Annotated in this window: 17 protein-coding genes; 6 read left to right on the forward strand and 11 right to left on the reverse strand. The window is 70.6% G+C overall.

What is annotated here, in order from left to right:
• The first annotated feature begins 181 nt into the window (after positions 1-181).
• A complete protein-coding gene (locus tag D7Y15_RS20945) occupies positions 182-1,120 on the forward strand; it encodes an amidohydrolase family protein (protein WP_121753710.1) in 939 nt (312 codons plus the stop codon).
• Between the two features lie 9 nt (positions 1,121-1,129).
• On the opposite strand, the gene D7Y15_RS20950 is transcribed toward D7Y15_RS20945, so the two are convergent.
• On the reverse strand, positions 1,130-1,462 hold the full coding sequence (locus D7Y15_RS20950; RefSeq protein WP_148712823.1) for a hypothetical protein: 333 nt from the start codon (positions 1,460-1,462) through the stop codon (positions 1,130-1,132).
• A gap of 162 nt (positions 1,463-1,624) precedes the next feature.
• On the opposite strand from D7Y15_RS20950, the gene D7Y15_RS20955 reads away from it, so the two are divergent.
• The 3 genes from D7Y15_RS20955 to D7Y15_RS20965 all read left to right on the forward strand — a co-directional run bounded on the left by D7Y15_RS20955 (position 1,625) and on the right by D7Y15_RS20965 (position 4,720).
• Positions 1,625-2,098, forward strand: a complete 474-nt coding sequence (locus D7Y15_RS20955; protein ID WP_120599380.1) for a YqaA family protein — start codon at positions 1,625-1,627, stop codon at positions 2,096-2,098.
• A 178-nt stretch (positions 2,099-2,276) separates the two neighbouring features.
• On the forward strand, positions 2,277-3,998 hold the full coding sequence (locus D7Y15_RS20960) for a lamin tail domain-containing protein (protein ID WP_121753712.1): 1,722 nt from the start codon (positions 2,277-2,279) through the stop codon (positions 3,996-3,998).
• A 101-nt stretch (positions 3,999-4,099) separates the two neighbouring features.
• Complete coding sequence (locus D7Y15_RS20965; protein ID WP_120576119.1) at positions 4,100-4,720, forward strand: glutathione S-transferase family protein; 621 nt, start codon at positions 4,100-4,102, stop codon at positions 4,718-4,720.
• Between the two features lie 60 nt (positions 4,721-4,780).
• On the opposite strand, the gene D7Y15_RS20970 is transcribed toward D7Y15_RS20965, so the two are convergent.
• The 8 genes from D7Y15_RS20970 to D7Y15_RS21000 form a co-directional block, all read right to left on the reverse strand.
• Positions 4,781-6,526 (reverse strand): S28 family serine protease, encoded by a 1,746-nt coding sequence (locus D7Y15_RS20970; protein ID WP_121753713.1) that lies wholly within the window; start codon positions 6,524-6,526, stop codon positions 4,781-4,783.
• 76 nt (positions 6,527-6,602) lie between these two features.
• On the reverse strand, positions 6,603-8,933 hold the full coding sequence (locus D7Y15_RS20975) for an Ig-like domain-containing protein (RefSeq protein WP_158629081.1): 2,331 nt from the start codon (positions 8,931-8,933) through the stop codon (positions 6,603-6,605).
• 26 nt (positions 8,934-8,959) lie between these two features.
• Positions 8,960-9,394: a hypothetical protein gene (locus D7Y15_RS44730; protein WP_158624373.1), complete on the reverse strand. Its 435-nt coding sequence runs from the start codon at positions 9,392-9,394 to the stop codon at positions 8,960-8,962.
• Positions 9,384-11,528 carry a hypothetical protein gene (locus tag D7Y15_RS44735; protein WP_158629082.1) on the reverse strand — a complete coding sequence of 715 codons (2,145 nt, stop codon included), beginning with the start codon at positions 11,526-11,528 and terminating at the stop codon, positions 9,384-9,386. The genes D7Y15_RS44730 and D7Y15_RS44735 overlap by 11 nt, the downstream gene beginning before the upstream one ends.
• The gene (locus D7Y15_RS20985; RefSeq protein WP_120576091.1) at positions 11,515-11,880 is read right to left on the reverse strand and encodes a c(7)-type cytochrome triheme domain-containing protein; all 366 of its coding nucleotides are present in this window, start codon (positions 11,878-11,880) and stop codon (positions 11,515-11,517) included. The genes D7Y15_RS44735 and D7Y15_RS20985 overlap by 14 nt, the downstream gene beginning before the upstream one ends.
• Positions 11,877-12,074, reverse strand: coding sequence for a hypothetical protein (locus D7Y15_RS20990; RefSeq protein ID WP_120576090.1), 198 nt, complete (start codon positions 12,072-12,074; stop codon positions 11,877-11,879). Before D7Y15_RS20990 ends, D7Y15_RS20985 begins: the two co-directional genes overlap by 4 nt.
• A complete protein-coding gene (locus D7Y15_RS20995) occupies positions 12,071-12,673 on the reverse strand; it encodes a NapC/NirT family cytochrome c (RefSeq protein ID WP_158629083.1) in 603 nt (200 codons plus the stop codon). Before D7Y15_RS20995 ends, D7Y15_RS20990 begins: the two co-directional genes overlap by 4 nt.
• A gap of 107 nt (positions 12,674-12,780) precedes the next feature.
• Positions 12,781-13,134 carry a hypothetical protein gene (locus tag D7Y15_RS21000; protein WP_121753716.1) on the reverse strand — a complete coding sequence of 118 codons (354 nt, stop codon included), beginning with the start codon at positions 13,132-13,134 and terminating at the stop codon, positions 12,781-12,783.
• A 305-nt stretch (positions 13,135-13,439) separates the two neighbouring features.
• On the opposite strand from D7Y15_RS21000, the gene D7Y15_RS21005 reads away from it, so the two are divergent.
• The gene (locus D7Y15_RS21005) at positions 13,440-15,626 is read left to right on the forward strand and encodes a peptidase (protein WP_121753717.1); all 2,187 of its coding nucleotides are present in this window, start codon (positions 13,440-13,442) and stop codon (positions 15,624-15,626) included.
• 17 nt (positions 15,627-15,643) lie between these two features.
• Here the strand turns inward: D7Y15_RS21005 and D7Y15_RS21010 are convergent, their stop codons facing one another.
• Positions 15,644-16,819: an AI-2E family transporter gene (locus D7Y15_RS21010; protein ID WP_121753718.1), complete on the reverse strand. Its 1,176-nt coding sequence runs from the start codon at positions 16,817-16,819 to the stop codon at positions 15,644-15,646.
• Positions 16,820-16,956: 137 nt separating this feature from the next.
• On the opposite strand from D7Y15_RS21010, the gene D7Y15_RS21015 reads away from it, so the two are divergent.
• On the forward strand, positions 16,957-17,373 hold the full coding sequence (locus D7Y15_RS21015) for a DoxX family protein (protein ID WP_121753719.1): 417 nt from the start codon (positions 16,957-16,959) through the stop codon (positions 17,371-17,373).
• 10 nt (positions 17,374-17,383) lie between these two features.
• Here D7Y15_RS21015 and D7Y15_RS21020 read toward each other — a convergent pair.
• A partial coding sequence (locus D7Y15_RS21020; protein WP_148712824.1) for a threonine/serine exporter ThrE family protein occupies positions 17,384-18,550 on the reverse strand: 1,167 nt, incomplete at its 5' end.

The following is an 18,550-nucleotide window of genomic DNA, read 5'->3' on the forward strand; positions in this document are numbered from 1 at the left end:
GGCAGCATAATCACGGCGCCGTGTTTCCCGGTGGAAGTCGCTCGCGCGCCGCGATGCGGCGTTGGGTTCCCACCGTGCGCCCGGCCTGTAGCACCGACGTCACGACAGTCGCCGCCACGAAGGGTTGTCGCCACCCGGACGCGCTCCTAGGGTTTCCCTCTTCCCCCTGGAGACCTTCCTGATGCGCTCGCGTTGCCTGACCGCCGCCCTGCTCGCCCTCGCGCTGCCGCTGTCCGCCAGCGCGGCGCCCGCCGCCTCGCGCACCGTCGTCTTCCAGGGCGGCACGGTGCTGGATGGCTCCGGGGGGCAGCCGCTGGAGGGGGGCTCCGTGGTGGTGCGCGACGGGAAGATTGTTTCCGTGGGGCTCGCCATCAACGTCAAGGTGCCCAAGGGCGCGGAGGTCATCGACTTCAAGGGCCAGACGCTCCTGCCCGGCCTCATCTCCGACCACAGCCACGTGGGCCAGACGTCCGGCACCACCACGGGCTCCCAGAACTACACGCGGGAGAACGTCGAGAAGCAGCTGCGCCAGTTCGCCGCGTACGGCGTCACCACCGTGACGGCGCTCGGGATGAACCGGGCGCTGTTCAACGAGCTGCGCAAGGAGGCCCACGCGGACTCCTTCACCGGCGCGGACCTCTTCGGCGCGGGGCAGGGCATTGGCGTGCCGGAGGGCGGGCCTCCCCAGGCGATGACGAACAGCGCGCCGGATCAGCTCTTCCGCCCCACCACGGTGGAGGAGGCCCGCGCCGCCGTGCGCACGCTGGCGAAGAACCGCGTGGACCTGGTGAAGGTCTGGGTGGACACGTTCCTGGGCAAGCTCCCGAAGATGAAGCCGGACATCTACAAGGCCGTCATCGACGAGTCCCACAAGCAGGGCCTGCGCGTCGCCGCCCACATCCACGACCTGGAGGACGCGAAGGCCGTGGTGGACGCGGGCGTGGACATCATCGCCCACGGCGTCCGCGACCAGCCCGTGGACGCGGCCTTCGGCACGGACTCCGGCACCACCCCGCTGCGCATCCCCGGCTACGCGGAGCACCGCGAGCTGAACATCACCGGCGTGTGGCGCCAGGGTCGCAAGGTGGCGGGGAAGCTCACCGGGGCTCCCGCGCCCTGAGCCGGCGCTTCATTCTTCAATCGGCGGCTGGAGCGTGCCGAAGTGCTCCAGCCCCTGGTCCAGCGCGGAGCGCACCGCGTGGATCAGGGCGCCGTCAGACAGTCGCCGCACCAGGACCATGCGGGTCGCCACGTAGGACGGCGCGCCTCCCAGCCGTGCCTCCAGCGCCTCCAGGGTGAGCACGGTGAGGACGAAGGTGCGTCCGTCGCGCAGCCGCACCACCAGGTTCCGGGAGCCCTCGAAGTGCAGCGCCGGGTTCTCCGCCACCAGCAGGGAGGCGATCCGCTCGTCCTCCGTATCGATGGACCGCAGTCCTGACCGTTCGCGCGTCGAGCGTCGCATGGCGGGGACGATGGGGACCCCCACCCGGGCCTACAACCCCTGCCCCTGGGAGGGCCGCGTCGCCGGACAGCCTCCGGCCCCGCGGGCCAGGGTGGCGGGCAGGGGAGCGCTGACGCCGCACAAGACGAACGCCCCGTGCCGGGTGTATGGCCCAGGCCGCCCATGCCCGCCGAGCCGTCCATCCTGTCCACCTGGGGCCTTCCCGGGATGTTCTTCGTCGCCATGCTGGCGGGCTCCGTGGTGCCGGTGCCCTCCGAGGCGATGCTCGCCGCCCTCATCTACAACGGCACGCCGCCGGTGATGGCCACCGTGGTGGCCACCGTGGGGAACGTGCTGGGCGCGGTGACGCTCTACATCCTGGGGCAGTGGGTGTCGCGCGGCGGAGGCGGGGCCGTGGGCCGCTGGGTGTCGCGCCGCCGGGAGAAGGAAGGCCCGCGCATGGCGCGCGTGGAGGCGAACCTGCGCACCTGGGGCGCTCCCGCCCTGCTCATGTCGTGGCTGCCCATCCTGGGCGACGCGTTCGTGCTCGCGGGCGGCTTCGTGGGCGTGCGCCCCTTTCCCTTCGTCGTCTTCGTCACCCTGGGCAAGGGTCTGCGCTACGCCTTCGTCGCGCTGTCCACCACGGCAGCCATGTAACAATGCGTAACATTGCGCGTCCCTGCCGGGGGGGATGCGCCGCTCACGAAACGTTTCAAGGAATGTGACGGATAAACGGCGGTGGCGTCGTGTACGCGGAATACTGCGTCCGCGGCGCTGCCGTGACGTCCCTGACCCTCTACGGCTCCCGGGTTCTCCGGGAGCAGGATGAAACATCGTGAGCCTGAAACAAGACCTCTTCCGGCGGCCTGCCGCCTCCTGGCGTACGTGGTCCTTCACGCTGGTGTGCGCGGCGCTCAGCGCGTGCGGTGGCTCCGTGGAGGCGGACGCGGAGGAGACGGCGCCGGAGCTCGTCGCGCGTGAGGACTCGCTGGCGAACGTGCGGCTGCGCCTGATGGCGGCCAACCTGAGCAGCGGCAATGGGCAGGACTACAACCCGGGCCACGGCCTCCGCATCTTCCAGGGCACGGACGCGGACGTCGTGATGATTCAGGAGTTCAACTACCAGACGGACTCCGCGGCGGACATCCGCGCCTTCGTGGACACGGCCTTCGGCACGGGCTTCTCGTACTACCGAGAGGCCGGTGCGCAGATTCCGAACGGCATCATCAGCCGCTACCCCATCATCGCCGCCGGAGAGTGGGACGACACGCAGGTGTCCAACCGCGACTTCGCGTGGGCGCGCATCGACATCCCGGGGCCCAAGGACCTGTGGGCCATCAGCGTGCACCTGCTGACCACCAGCTCCAGCGTCCGCAACACGGAAGCGAACAACCTGGTGAAGTTCATCAACGCCAACGTGCCCGCCAGCGACTACCTGGTCATCGGTGGTGACTTCAACACCGGCAGCCGCAGCGAGGCGACCTTCAGCACCTTCTCCAGCGTGGTGTCCACGGCGTCGCCGTACCCGGCGGACAAGAATGGCAACACCAACACCAACGCGGGCCGCAGCTCGCCGTACGACCACGTGCTGGTGGACAACGACCTGCGCGCCTACCAGACGTCGGTGGTGATGGGCTCCAGCACCTTCGCCAACGGCCTGGTGGTGGACACGCGCGTGTACTCGCCCCTGTCCGACATCTCCCCGGCGCTGTCGGGCGACAGCGGCGCGTCCGGCATGCAGCACATGGGCGTCATCAAGGACTTCCTCATCCCGGGGGACGGCGCGACGTCCTCCTCCGTGACGGTGCTGTCGCCCAACGGCGGTGAGAGTTGGACGGCCGGCTCGGCGCGCACCATCACCTGGACGGCGTCTGGCGTCTCCAACGTGAAGGTGGAGTACTCGCTGAACGGTTCCACCTGGACCACCATCACGTCCAGCACGGGCGCGTCCTCCGGCAGCGTGGCGTGGACGGTGCCCTCCAGCGCCAGCACCACCGCGTGGGTGCGCGTGAGCGACGCGAGCAACGCCACCGTCACCGACCTGTCCAACGCGGCCTTCACCATCACCACGGGCGGCACCGGTGGCACGGGCAACGTGTTCATCAACGAGGTGCTCATCAACGAGCCGGGTTCGGACGTGAACGGCGAGTTCGTGGAGTTGCTCAACAGCGGCACGGCGGCGGTGGACCTGAGCGGCTGGACGGTGTCGGACGGCACGGCCGTGCGCCACACCTTCGCCAGCGGCACCTCGGTGGCGGCGGGCAAGGCGGTGGTGGTGTTCGGCGGTGCGTCTGGCATCCCGTCCGGCACGCCAGGTGCGGTGGCCGCGTCCACGGGCCAGCTGAACCTGGGCAACAGCGGTGACACCGTCACGGTGAAGAACAGCGCGGGCACCGTGGTGAGCACGGCCACGTTCGCCTCGTCGCTCGCGGGCACGGACGGCGTGTCCGCCAACCGCAGCCCGGACGCGTCCTCCACGGCCAGCTTCGTGCTGCACACGGGCGTGTCCAGCCTGACGAGCTCTCCTGGCAAGCGCGCCAGCGGCGCCGCGTTCTAGTCCTGAACACCGCTCCTCCGGACGACGCTGGTCCGGAGGAGCGACCTGGGAGAGTGTGCCCCCGGAACGTCCTGCTTCCGGACGCGAGGAGCCCTCCCATCATGCTGAAGGTCCATCACCTCTCCGAATCCCGCTCGCAGCGCATCCTCTGGCTCCTGGAGGAGTTGGGGCTCGACTACGAGGTCGTCCGCTACGAGCGTGACCCGAAGACGGGGTTCGCTCCGCCGGAGCTCAAGGCCGTCCACCCGCTGGGCAAGTCGCCGCTGGTGGAGGACGACGGCCGGGTGCTGGCGGAGTCCGGCGCCATCATCGAATCGCTGATCCGCAAGCATGGCCAGGGCCGGTTGTCGCCCGCGCCGGAGGACCTGGACCGCTACACGCACTTCCTGCACTACGCGGAAGGCTCCGCGATGCTGCCCATCGTGCAGCTGCTCTACGTGAAGCGGCTGGGCGACGCCGCGGCGCCCATCAAGCCGCGCATCGACTCCGAGCTGAAGAACCACCTGGACTACCTGGAGGGGGTGCTTCAGGGCCGTGAGTACCTGGTGGGCAACGGGCTGACTGGCGCGGACATCCAGCTGAGCTTCGTGCTGGAGGCCGCGAAGTCCTTCCGTTTGCTGGCGGCGCTGCCGAACCTCACGGCCTACCTCGACCGGCTCCATGCGCGCCCCGCGTACCAGCGGGCGCTGGAGCGGGGCGGGCCGTACAAGATGGGCCGCTGAAAAGACGACGGGCCGCCCCGGAGTACACCGGGACGGCCCGCGACCTGTCCGACTGTCGGACTAGTTTTGCGTCGCCGCGCGCAGACGGGGCGGCACGTGGGGCCCGAAGTCAGGCGGCTCCTCCGACCGGAGGTACTTGGGAGCGCGCTTCAGCGGGGCGATGCCCATCCAACGGTTGAGGTTGGCCTTCGCCTCCGCCTGCTGGGCCGCCGGGAGCTGGCTGATGCGCGCGTTGTGGTTTCCGCCCTCCACCGTGTACAGGTAGGAGTCCTGCGAATTGCCCAGCACGTAGGCTGCCGCCGTCCACGGATCGTAGCTGCCGTAGATGAACATCAGGCGCTGTCCCTGGGAGGAAACCCAGTCCTGGATGTCCGGCATGGCCTCGGGACGGAACACGAACGGGATGCCTGGCGGCGAGTACACCTCGCCGGTGTCGGTGTCCGGGAAGTGGATGAGCGCGCCCAGGTGCTTCTCATAGGGCTGGGGCCAGCCCAGCTCCGCCGCGGCCTGGTAGTAGTAGGCGGCGTACGGGGTGATGCCTGAGTCCGCGAACGACCCCATGCCCACCGCGTAGTCCATCGCGTCGAACAGCTCCTGGTCCGTGGCGGTGGCGGTGGGGATGTTCCGGTTGCAGTTCGCCGCGGAGTCGTACTGCCAGAAGGCGAAGTAGGTCTCGATGGCGGCGTGCTCCAGCACCAGCTCCCGGCCCAGCTGCGAGTACGTCAGATTGTTGCTCGCGGCGTAGGCGTCCACGAGGGAGAGCATCTGGCTCCGGCGCGAGAGCACTTCACGCTGGAAGGCCCACAGCCGCTCGCGGCAGGCCAGCTGCGCGTCACCGCCCACGGTGTCCTGGAACGTCACGAAGCGCTCGTCGTTGCGCAGGGCGATGGGCGCCACGTACGCCACGGTGGCGTCCACGTCGTCCGGGTGGAAGCGGCGGAAGAACACCACCGTCTCGCCGCCCTTGCTGCCGCCGGTGGACACCCACTTGCCGGTGTAGATGGGCTTGAGCGCCTGGACGATGCGGTGGAAGTCATCCGCGGACTGGCGGATGGTGAGCTGGCTCCAGTCCGCGGGCGACGGAATGCTCGGCGGGAAGAAGCGGTGCTCCACGGCGACCTGGTTGGCGGACAGGAGCTGCGTGGGCTCCGAGCGGCCGGTGCCGGTGGAGACGTTGTAGCCGCTGGTGGAGAGCACCATCGGGCTGGCGTCCGCCTTGTGCATCAGCGTCAAGCGCTGCTCGAAGCGCTGACACTCCGGGTGGGCGTGGTCCGACGGCTGGTTGTATCGCAGGACGAAGTGCCGGTAGCCCGCGGGGACACTGCCGCCGGTCCGGTCCTGGTCCACGATGATGCCCGGGATGGCCTCCAGCCGGGTCCGGATGTCCAGCGACGTGTTCTGGATGACGCTCAGGTCCGGGGGCGTGTCGACCCAGCCGCTCGGGGTGCACGCCACCACGCCGCCGTCCGTGCCCGCATCGGCCTCCGTGCCGGCATCGCTCTCCGTGCCCGCATCGGAGCCCGCGTCCACGTCCGTGCCTGCATCGGAGCCCGCGTCCACGTCCGTGCCTGCATCGGAGCCCGCGTCCACGTCCGTGCCCGCATCGGTGCCCGCGTCCGCGCCCGCATCGGGGCCCGCGTCCGAGCCGCCGTCCACGGTCTGGGTGCCGCTGTCGGGACGCGGCTCGTTCGGTTCGTCATCGCCACAGGCGACCGGTCCCCCCAGCAGCATGAGCAGGGGGACGAGCGACGCCAGGCGGGCCAGGCGCGACGGCTTGGAGGGCTGGGAGAACAGGTAGGGCTTCATCGGTCCGCGTTCCTCGGCGACCGTGCTCGCCGGGCGTGTCCCGGCGAGCGACGGTGCTCGAGCGCGGATTCCAGCCTCAAGGCCGCTGCATGTTCAAGGGGGCCGCCCCCGTGAGGTCCTCCACGCTGTCGTAGAGGAGCTGCCCGACGTAGTTGAAGTTGTGCGCCCAGGCGCCGGGGTCCTTCTTGCTCAGCTGGTAGTTGTGGGCGGCCTTCACGAGCGCGGGCGTGAACGGCGCGAACGCGTTGGCGGAGACGGACTCGGTGGCGCTGCAGGCCCCGTTCTTGTCCGTGTCCTTGAAGAAGTACGGATTGACGTCGCCGTTGTAGCAGAGGCCGTTGTTCGTCACCCCGCGCATGGCGGTCAGCAGGCGTGCGGCCATGCCCTCCACCTCCGCCTCCAGGGACTCCGCGGTGTTCCCGTCGCCGTCGTAGTCCGACAGGTGGACGAGCCGGATCTGCTCCGCCGCGCTCTGGTCCGCGTGGCACGTCTCACAGCGCTCGTTCCACGCGTCCTGGATGCGGAAGGTGTGGTTGCTCTTGCCCGGGACATGGCAGCTGGTGCACTGCACCCCGCCCATGTGCGTGAGCCGGCCCGCGTAGGTCTTGTTGGGGTACTCGTAGCCGATCCGCGCCAGCGTTCCTTCGCGCGTCCCCGCGGCCGGCAGGTAGTGCACGTTCTGGAAGCGCGGCGTGCCCCCCGCGCTCAGCGCCGTGTCGATGGTGGCCTTGGACGCGCGGCCGATGTGGCAGTTGGCGCAGAGGTTGTCCTGGCCCGGCAGGTTCACCGTCTTGCCGTCCGGCAGCCACGTCTGGGCGGGGACGAAGACGTCGTAGTCCGGTTCGAAGTTCTCGTGGCAGGTGGAGCACTCCAGGCCGTTGGCGGTCTCCGGCACCAGCTGCCCGACCCCGTACTGGACGAAGAAGCGGTAGCCCTGCGCGCCGCTATGGCAGCGCGAGCAGCTGGCCTGGACGGTCTCGCTCGAGTCCCAGTTGCGCGCCGCCTTGCTGGCGCCGTTGAAGTGGCCTGGATCGTTGCGCACCAGCAGCGACGTGTCGAAGGGCACGCTCAGCGCCGTGTTCAACGACTGGGTCGAGTCATGCAGCAGCTGGATGATGTACTTCGCGTTGTGCGCGAACGCGCCCGGGTCCACCCGGGACAGCTGGTAGTTGTACGCCGCCTTCTGCAAGCGGGGCGTCCAGCCGGCGAACGCGTTGGTGGCGGTGGCTTCGGCTGGATTGCAGGTCCCGTCTCCGTTGGTGTCCCGGAACCAGTAGGGGTGGGCGTTGCCGTAGCAGAGGGGCCGGGCCCGCTCCGCGCCGTACCGCTGGATGGCGGCGAGCAGCCGGTCCCGCAGGCCCTGGATCTCGTAGTAGATGCCCTCGGTGCGGTTGTGGTCCCCGTCGTAGTCCTGATTGCGCGAGGCAATCTGCCGGATGTCCCAGGCCTTCGTGACGTCGGTCACGCCGGGGTGGCAGGTGGCACAGGCATCCCAGCGGACCCGCGTGGTGTGCGGGTCATGGCACTCGTTGCACTTGTCGAAGCTGGGGACGTGGCGGAAGCGCGAGTCGTAGACCTGATCCGCGTACTGATAGCCGCCCGCGGCCTGACTGGCGAAGAGCGTCGCGCCCGCGGGGTAGTAATGGATGTTGGTGAAGCCCAGGGCGGGCGAGGCGGTGTCCTCGCCCACCACGCCCGCGTCCGCGACCTGCGCGTCGATGTCCCTGCCCGCGGCGCGCCCCTGGTGACACACCACGCACCTCGCCTCCGGGCCCAGGCCGGTGACCTGCTTGCCCGAGGGGAAGGTGACCGCGGTCAGGCTGGAGGCGGCGCTGTCGTGGCACGTCTCGCAGCGGACCACGGACTGCGTCGGCGCGGGGGCGTCCACCCTGCCAGGGGCGGACCCGTCACCGCCCAGGAAGTCGATGTAGCCCTCCGAGCTGTGGCACCGCGCGCAGCTGGCGGGGACGAGGCCGTCCTCGTTCCAGTGGGAGAAGGCCTCGGCGGTGGTGTCCGCGTGCGGAGAGCCTGACCAGGCGAGGTAGTAGGGCACCTGGTTGGGGTCGACTCCGCCGTCGCCCGCGAGGCCTCCCATCACCACCACCACATGGCGCGCCTCCAGCCTGGAGCTCGCGCCGGTGACCTTGATGGTGGTCTCTCCCGCGCCCACGCCCGTCACCTGCCCGGAGTCGTCCACGGTCGCGATGGCCGGGGCCTCGCTCTCCCAGTGGTATCCGTCGTCGGTGGCCTCGCGCGTGGTGACCGTGAGCTGGATCGCCTGTCCCACGAGCACCGAATGCGGGCCGTCGGTGACGAGCTCCGGGTGGGGCGTCTCCAGTTTGGCGCAGGCGCTCAGCGCGCAGGTCAGGAGCAGCGGTCCAGCCAGGAGCAGGAGGGGTCGTCTCATGGGGGACTCCTCGGGAAGAAAGTGCGTCATGGTTGAGCGCCTCCGGAGATCCACGCGAGGAGGGTCTGGTACTCCGGGGTGCCCTCCCCATAGACGGCCCCGCCGCCGTGGCCCGCGCCGGAGGACTTGCGCAGCAGCCGGCTGGCGGAGGGATTGGAGGTGTCCGTGAGGGAGATGGCCGCCGCGTAGTCCGCGTCGGCATCGCCCGTCAGCAGGAACGAGGTGCTGCCAGCGGCGCCCCCGCTGCGATGGCAGCTCTGGCATCCGGTGGTGAGGAGCGGATGGACGTCGCTCGCGAAGGACACGGCGCCTCCTCCGTCCCCTTCGCCACCGCCGTCGGTGGGGAGCGCACCGGCGTCGGCGGCGACGGGGCCACGCTCGAAGTCAGCGCAGCCAACTGCCAGCGCGAACATCGCGGTGAGGACCGCGGCCCGTGTCTGGATGCGGGAGTCAGAACTCATACGCCACCACCAGCCGGGTGAAGTCGTCCGGCGTTTCGTCTGTCTTTTCCAGGTTCCAGAACTGGAAGAGGCCTGCGCTCAAGCCCCGCCACCGCGCGACCACGCCCACGTTGTGGCCGGAGGCGTCCTCCCGGGTGAGCGCGTTCGAGTCCAGGATGAGGCCTCGCCGGTTTCCGAAGGTGCGCAGCCCCTGCCGGTACTGGAGGTAGAGCCAGTCCGTGGGGTGGTAGCGCAGCTGGAGGTAGCTGGCGAAGTGGTAGGAGTCCGCGCCCGGCCCGCCGTAGCCCTCCGCCTCTCCCCCGGAGACATCCGCGCGCAGCAGCCCGGCGCCCAGCGAGAAGTGCTCCAGCACCGGAAGCCCGCGCGGACGCCACACCGCCACGTCCAGCGCCTGGAGGAACAGGCGGCGCCCGAACCCCAGCGAATTGAAGTAGGGCGAGTACCACACGTTGATGGGGCCCCAGGAGCCGCCAAGCCTCGCCCCGACGCCCAGGCGGGTGTCCTCCAGCGGTGCCAGGTCCGACTGGAGGTTGAGCACCGCGTCCGCGCGCTTCAGCCGGTAGCCGGAGATGACATAGGCGTCGCCGGAGAAGGCGATGGGCCCCATGCGGCGCTCCACGTTCACCGTCAGCCCTTCGCGGGCGAACACCACCGGAATCACCCGCTGGTCGAAGCCCGCGAGCCCTCCGTAGCTGTGGTGGAAGAGCGGATCCGCGCCGAAGGGCACCAGGATCTTACCCCCCTTGGCGAACACCTTCACCGGCCACGACGCCCCGTTGATCCGGTAGCCCACCTCCCAGAACTGGAGCGAAAGCATCTCCAGGGTGAGGGTCACCGGATCCTCGGCGGACTGTCGCGTCAGGAAGAGGAAGTGGTGGTAGCTGCGCAGCGCGCTCTCGCCCTCCGACTTGAAGGGGTGGTCGTTGTAGTTGACGCGCTCGTAGTTGAGGTCGAAGCGTCCGTTCAGGCTCAGCGAGCCGAGGACCGGGAAGGTCCCCAGCGGCACGCCGCCGTGAGGGCCCGTCGGCGCGTGCGGGCTGGCCGGGGTGGATGGCGGTGCCGGGGGCGCCACGGCCGTCCCGGGCTCGGTGGGCGTGGGCGGAGCGGTGGCCACGGCGGCGTTCGCGGTGACGGGTGCGTTCGTCCCCAACGCGCCCGCGTCAATCCACCGGGCCAGGAGCGACAGCTGCGCGCTGCCCGGCTCCCACACCGCGCCGCCCGGGTGCGAGTCGCCCTTCGCGCGCTGGTACAGGATGCTGCTGGCGGCAGTGCCGGGCACCACCAGGGACTCCACCGAACGCAGGTGCTGCTCCGGATCCGCGTGGGTCACGTAGCGGCTGGCGCCGCCCATCCCGTCCGAGGCATGACAGCTGGAGCAGTCCGCCAGCAGGGCCTCGTGCACCTGGGGGGCGAAGCGCGGCGCGGCCGAGGCGTCCCCGGAAGGCGGGCCGGCGCTCGCGGACGCGGATGGCGCCGGGTTGGAGACGGAGGGCGTGGCCGCGACGGGCGCGGTGGGCGCTGGACTGGAAACAGGATGCGCGGCCGCGGGCGCGCTGTCGTGGGAGGGATGCGGAGCGCCAGGGCTGGCCGCGGTCGTGCCGCCGCGTGCCTTGCCGGGCGGGGCGCCTCCTTCAATCCACCGCAGGATCGTCGCGTACTCCGCCGACTCCACCGCGAAGACCTTCTTGCCTCCGTGAAGCGTGGTGCCGGTGCCCTTCTTGAGCAGCGGGCTCTGGGCGGCGGTGGCGGGCTGCACGAAGCGCAGCGTGGCCTCGTAGTCCGCCGGCTCGCCCCGGAGCACCCAGCGGGACCGGGACGCCATTCCCTCCGGGCCGTGGCAGGACCCGCACTCCTTCTCCAGGATGGGCCGCACGTCCTCCGCGAAGCCCGGCACGCGGGGCCGGTTCGCGCTGGCGGGCGTCCGCGCGGGGGGCGCGGATGGGGGCCTGGCGGCCTCCGTGGGAGACGGCGTTCCCGCGTCGGGCGCAGCCTGCGCGGGGGGCGGCTTGATGCCCAGCCGCTCCTGGAGCTGCCGCCGCTTCTCCTCCTGCGACTGCGCTCGCGCGGGGCCTGGGACGGACAGCACCAGCGCGCAGGCGAACAGCGTCCAGGTGCCCAGGTCAGCGACGCGCATGGCACGCCTCGCATTCCATGGTGCGCCAGGCCCTGGCGGCCTGTCCGTCATGGCAGCGCCCGCAGTAGCGGCCCTCTCGCATGTCCTGATGCGTGAAGCCCAGCCGGGCCTGCGGGAACGTGCCGGGGTGGCAGCTGTAGCAATACATGGAGCCATGCCCCCAATGGGAGAACAGCGCCGGAGCGGGCGCGGCGCGCTCCTTGAGCGGAGGCAGCCGGACGTCCTGCGGCGAGTTCACGGCGAAGATGGGAGTCGTGAACAGGAGGAGGGCGACGAGCCCCACCCGCCACCGTCCCCCGCGAAGGAGGACGGACGCGGACGGCCCCGAGGCGTCGGACGCGGAGCGCCTCATAGGGCCTTTTGCTCCTTCAAGATCTTCCAGACCGTGACGCCGTAGAGCAGGACCCCCAGCAGGACCCCGGGCACGCCCACGGCCGTGGAGATGACGAAGGTCAAGGGCGTCCAATAGAGGAGGGCGAACAGTTGGATGAGCAGCCCCGCCAGGACGAAGAGGGCCGCCACGCGGATGCGCTTGTCGTGGCTCATGGACGCGGCCGCTCCGGCAGCCAGAAGTTCTGGGCCTTCACGCCCTCCAGGTCGTGCGCGAGGTCATGGCAGCTCAGGCACGAGCGGGCCCCGCTCTGGAGCTCCGCCTGGAGCTCCCGGTGCGGCCCGGCCTCCAGGTAGCCGCGCGCATCGTTGTGGCAGTGGAGGCAGTTGTAATTGGGATACGGCTGGTAGAGCCGGGGCTCCGGGGGGATGGTCCCGAAGTAGTGGACCCAGACGTGCCGCAGGCCGTTGAGCTTGGCCTTCGCGTCCCCGAAGAGCGCGTAGTCCGTGTGGCAGGAGAAGCAGGTGGAATCGCGGTTGATGAGCCGCTTCTGGTAGTGGACCGCGGCCAGGGCGTTGGGGTTGTCCACGAACAGGCTCTGCCCGTAGCGCTCCATCTCGTGGCAACCCATGCAGAACTGGGTCTGGCTCGATTCGCGCACGCCCACCGCGACCCCGGCACCGCTGACGGCCAGCGGCAGGATGGCCAGTCCTCCGAGCAGCACCAGGCGTCCCAGCCCGTTCGCGGTGAGGTGGCCAGCGGCATGGGCAATCATCCCCACGAGCACGGCCACCGCGCTGACAATCACAATCATGAGGGTGGGCAGTGGAGCCTCCATGGAGTCTGGGTCGTGACAACCGTGCAGTGAGGCGATTCAGGAGCGCTGGGGGACCCGGAGGGCCGCCGCAACGGCGTCTCGCGCTACCGGGAGGGCTCCCCGGCGGAGGGCGGAAGGGGGATGGGCTCCACCTGCGCTGTCTGCCCGTCCACGCGCAGGTCCAGGGACTGCTGGCCCGCCGGCGAGGAGTACCGCAGCCACCAGGACGCCTCCCCTTGCTTCGCCATCACCAGCTCCAGGGCCTGGTCCTGGCTCCGCGCGAACGCGGCCCCCAGCCTCACCGCCTCCTGATAGCCCACGGTGAGCGCCACCGAGGTGGGAGGTGGAGGCAGCGGGGGCGAGGGATCCGCACGCGTCTGCATCGAGGACCCCGCGCACCCCGCAGCGCTGAGGGCGGCGAGCAGGACGGCGCGGCGCAGGGAGAGCGAAGAGGTCATGGTCGCTGGCTCGAACGGAGGGGAGGAATGAAACCTGTCCGGCCTTCGACACTGCATGCCCCGTACCGGAGTGGACTCGTGCCCTCCGTGGAGGTGGGCCCGGGCGCGGGTGCGCATCCCGCCTGGGTGTCCCGGCGCAAACCTTGCGCGAGCCGGCGGCATCCCGCGCATTCCTTGCGGGGCGCGGAACCCTGCCTGCCCCGGCCGCACGCTCTGTCTGGCCGTGAGGGGCGCGGCGGCGCGCGGCTTGAGTCCACCCCGCGCGCGGGGTAGCCACGTCCCGTCACGTCTCCCTGGAGCCCTCCATGAAGCCCCTGCTGCTGGCCGCGGTCCTCGCCGCCGCGCCCGCCACCCCGCAGAAGTCCCCGGCGCCTGACGCCGGCCTCACGCAGGCCGCGCAGCCCTCCCTCACCGTGCCCGGAGGGAAGTTCCTCCGCGCCCGCTCCGGCAACACCGCCGTGGCCCAGATGTTCGCGCCGGGCATCGCGGAGCTGTCACTGGCGGAGAAGCGCGTGGCGTGGTCCCTGACGCTCGCGGCGCACGCGGGCGAGGACATCGCGTTGGATCAGCTCGGTTGGAAGCTGGTGCCGACGAAGCAGCTGCTGGAGGGCGTCTGGCTCTTCGGCCGCGACGCGCAGAGCTCCGCGTCCGGCTTCGACGCGAAGCTGGCGGACTACCTGCTGCGCTTCTACGGACACGGCGGCAACCACGACAGCACCACCGGCCAGAAGTTCGTCCCGGCCTTCACCGCGGAACAGCTCGCGGCCGGCGCTTCCCGCGCACTCAAGGCCGGCGCGCCCTGGACGGTGAAGGACGACGCCGCGCTCCAGGCCTGGCTCCAGGAGCTGACGCCCACCCTCTTCGACGCGGCCTTCGAGCCGCAGCTCACCTCCAAGGCCCCACCGCCGGGACAGGACCTCCTCACCGCGTCCTCCAACACGGCCTATGGCCCCGGCGTGACGGAGAAGGACCTGGTGGGCTTCAAGGAGAAGTACCCGCTCAACTCGCGCGTGGTGAAGCAGGACGGCAAGCTGGTGGAGCAGGTGTTCCGCGCGGGCACGCCGGACGGCAAGGTGAAGCCGGGGCTGTACGCGAAGGAACTCTCGCGCGTCATCGCGCACCTCCAGGAGGCGATGAAGTCCGCCGAGCCCGCGCACAAGGCCGCGCTGGGTAAGCTGGTGCGCTACTTCCAGACGGGCAGCCCCAAGGACTGGGACGCGTACAACATCGCGTGGCTCAAGGTGGACCCGAAGGTGGACGCCAACCTGGGCTTCATCGAGACCTACGTCGACCCGCGCGGCCACAAGGGACAGTGGGAAGGGCTGGTCAACTACCGCGACACGGCGGAGAACCAGATCATGGTGCTCATGGGCCAGAAGGCCCAGTACTTCGAGGACCGGCTGCCCTGGCCGCAGAAGTACCGCCGCAAGAAGGTCTCGCCGCCGGTGGCCAAGGCCATCAACCTCATCACGTCCAACCCGGAGCCGCCCGCGGGCATCAACCTGCCCAACGAGCAGCACATCCGGGAGAAGTACGGCAGCAAGAGCGTGATGATCACCAACGTCATGGACGCCGCCTCCGCCGTGACGCGGCTGCCTCTGGCGCTGGAGTTCTCCCGCACGGCGGAGGACCGCGAGCAGGCCCAGAAGTACTCCGTCACCGCGCGCAAGTGGCTGGTGGCCTTCCACGAAGTGCTGGGCCACGCCTCCGGCCAGGTGGATCCGAAGTTGAAGGGCCAGTCCCCGTCCGTCTTCCTCAAGGAGTACGACAACACGCTGGAGGAGGCGCGCGCGGACCTGGTCGCGCTGTGGCACGCGTTCGACCCGGCGCTCGCGGAGCTGTCGCCGGACCACGAGGCCATCGCCCGGCAGATGTACCGGGACTTCCTGGTGGAGGGGCTCACCAACCTGCGCCGCGTGGAGACGGGCAACGCCTTCGAGGAGGACCACCAGCGCGGCCACCACATGACGGTGACGTTCCTGGAGGAGAAGGGCGCGGTGAAGCAGGTGACGGAGAATGGCCGCACCTACCTGGTGATTCCGGACTACGCGAAGATGCGCGAGGCCGTGGGCGAGCTGCTCTCCAAGCTGATGGTCATCAAGGCCACCGGCGACTACGAGGGCATCCGCGCGCTGGTGCAGGAGAAGGGCATCCACTTCGACCCGAAGCTGCGCGACGAGGTCGCCCGCCGGGTGAAGGCCGTGGACGTGCCCACGGTGCTGCTGCTCAATTCGCCGCGCGTGGTGCCGGTGCTGGACGCGAAGGGGGCGGTGGTGGACCTGAAGGAGGACACCACCCAGGCCTTCGTGGATCAGCACCTGGAGCGCAGCCTGCTGGGCCGGCTGTCCCCCGCGGAGGCCAGCCGTGTCGCCGCGCAGGTGGCGGGCTCGCCAGACGGGGTGCGCGAGGCCTTCAAGGAGCTGGGGCCGGAAACGGCTCCGGCGCCGACCCCCGCGAAGAAGGGTGCGGCGCCGGTGAAGTCCACGCCCTGAGCGGGGCTCAGGGGCCGTCAGTGGTTGGACGGCGTGTCGGTGTCCGTGATGGGCGTGCCGGACTCCGTGGTGAGCACGACATGCTGGGAGCCCGGCTGGATGGGGCCTCCCGGCGTGGCCGGGTCGCCCATCCGACCGTTGGGCCGGCCGTAGTCGCGCTCGTAGATGCGCACCACGGAGAGGAAGAAGGCGACGATGAGGGGCCCCAGCAGCAGGCCCACCGCGCCGAACGCCGCCAGGCCGCCCAAGAGGGCGAAGAAGACGATGGCGCCGTGCTGGTTCATGCCCTTCCGGGCCAGCAGCGGCTTGACGACGTTGTCCACGAGCCCCACCACGACGACGCCCCAGATGGCCAGGAAGAGGGCCGCCCACGGGTGGCCGCTGAGGAACATCAGGCCCGCCGCGAAGAGCACCACCACCGCGGCGCCCACGGCGGGGATGAGGGCGAGGAAGAACGTGAGGCCCGCGAAGAACAGCGGCGCGGGCACCCCCACGATGAGGAAGCCGATGAGCGCGACCGCGGCCTGGACGCCCGCGGTGGCGATGGTGGAGACGAGCACCGACACGGAGGTGCTCTTGAACTCGCGCAAGAGCTCCCGCGTCTGTCCGCGCCTGAGCGGCGACACGCTCTCGATCCACTGCACCAGCCGCGCGCCGTCGGTGAGGAAGAAGAAGAGGGCGATGAGCATCATCGTCAGCTGGAGGATGATGGTGCCCGTGGCGGCCACTGCTCCCGTCACGGCCTTGGCGGCGGTGCCCCCTTGGGTCGTCATCTGCTCCTGGAGCTTCTGGTCCAGTTCGGCCTGCTCCAGCGGGAGCCGCTCAATCAGCTTGCTCACCGGGCCCTGGATGCCGCTGGGGAGCTTCTCCACCAGGCCCGTCATCCCGTCCTTCTGCACGGCCCCCGTCACGAAGCGCGCGCCCTCGGACACCTCCGCGACGACGAAGGCGGTGAGGCCGCCCAGGGGCAGCAGCAGGGCCAGCAGGATGCCGCTGACGATGAGCCCGGAGGACACGTTGCCGTGGCCGCGCAGCCGCTTCTTCAGCCGGGTGTGCAGTCCGTAGAAGGTGCCCGCCAGCACCGCCGCCAGGAAGAACGCCTCCGCGAAGGGCCGGATGACCAGGCACAACAGGACGATGGACAGCAGGATGAGACCCACGAAGACGCGTCGCGATACCTGATCGGAGGCCATGGCCTTGCCAAGTTAGGGAGCCGGACCTGTCGGCGGGAGCCTGCCCGGCCGGATTGTCTCCAGAACATTCCCCTCGGCCCGGCCGCTTGCCTGCTCACGGGGCTTGGGAGCGGCGGAGGGGGCGCTAGAGTGCGCGCATGCCGCCCTTCGACTCCGCCCGCTTCACGCTCTGGCTTCCGCAGCTCCTGTGCGCCGCCTTCCTGGCCATCCTCTTCCTGCAGTCCGGCCTGGACAAGGTCGTGGACTGGAAGGGGAACCTGGGATGGCTGACCGGCCACTTCTCCAAGTCGCCCCTGAAGGGCGTGGTGACGCCGATGCTGGCGGTCATCACCCTGATGGAGCTGGCGGCCGGGGCGCTGAGCGCGGCGGGCGCGGTGGCGCTGCTGATGAACGGCAACCCGTTCCTCGCGTACCTGGGCGCGGTGCTCTCCGCGGTGTCGCTGCTGGCGCTCTTCTTCGGCCAGCGCATGGCGAAGGAGTACGCGGGCGCGGCGGTGCTGGTGCCGTACTTCATCGTCGCGCTCGCGGGCGTGTACCTGCTGCGGCTGGCGTGAGGCCGGCCCTTTAGAGCACCTTGCGCGAAGGCATGATGGCGTTGGCGGACAGCAGGCCCGCCGCCAGCGCCACCGCGACCATCAGCATGGAGAAGGCCGTGTCCACGCCGGCCACCACGTCGCGCTCCAGCAGCGACGCGAGGCTGCGGAAGCCCACGCTGCCGGGGACGAGCAGCATCAGCCCCGGCACCACGGTGGTGACGGCGGGCCGGTTGCGCAGCCTCGCCAGCGCGTTGCTCCCGATGCCCAGCAGCAGCGCGCCCGCGAAGGCGCCCAGCTGAGGCCCCAGCAGCAGCGCTCCCAGCCGCGCGCCCATGAAGGCGGCGGCGCCGGCCAGGGCAATCCAGCCCCAGTCGCGCGGCCGGGCTCGGAAGAGCACCGCGATGGCGAAGCCCGCCACCACGAGCGCGGCGATGGCGACCCCCGGGGGGAGCACCGCGGGCAGGGCCGGCGTGGGCATGGGCACGGGAGGCAGCACCGTGGCCACGCGGCTGCCCAGGGCCGCGCCGAAGCCCAGCTGGAGGAAGATGAGCGCGGCGTGGGTGAGGCGCGACGTGCCGGAGATGAGGTTGCGCGTGGCCACCTCGTTGACGGCGATGGTGAGCGTGAGGCCGGGCAACAGGACGATGAGGCCCGCGAGCGTGGCCACCTCGCCGTGCAGCGGGCCGAAGAAGTGGGCCGCGAGCCCCGCGAACGCGGCGGACAGCACGGCCGCCACGGGCTCCAGCACGCGGGCGGTGGTCGGCTGCTTGCGGGTCAGCAGGTCCAGCGCGCCAATGGCCAGGCTGCTGACGCCGGCGACGCCCATCTCCTTCCAGCCGCCGCCGAACAGCAGCGCCGCGGAAGCGCCCGCCAGCATCCAGCAGAGCAGCTGCAGGGCGGGGCCGTAGCGCGGAGGCCGGGCGAGGATGTCCTCCACGCGGCGCGCGCCCACCGCGGGCGTGAGGCGCCCGTGGATGACGTCGTCCGCGAGCATGTCCAGGAGGATGAGGCGCTCCAGGTCCATGTCGCCGGGCTCCACGCGGATGAGGCTGGTGCGCAGGTCCTCGGGCGGGCCGAAGGAGGCGAAGATGGAGGTGGGCGTGGAGAAGAAGCGGGCCTCCAGGCCCAGCCGCTCGCTCACCTTCATCATCAGGCCCTCCAGGCGGTGGGCGGGCGTGCCGTGCCGGTGCAGGGC

Origin of the sequence: Corallococcus sp. AB030, assembly GCF_003668965.1 — a bacterium.
Classification (GTDB): domain Bacteria; phylum Myxococcota; class Myxococcia; order Myxococcales; family Myxococcaceae; genus Corallococcus; species Corallococcus exiguus.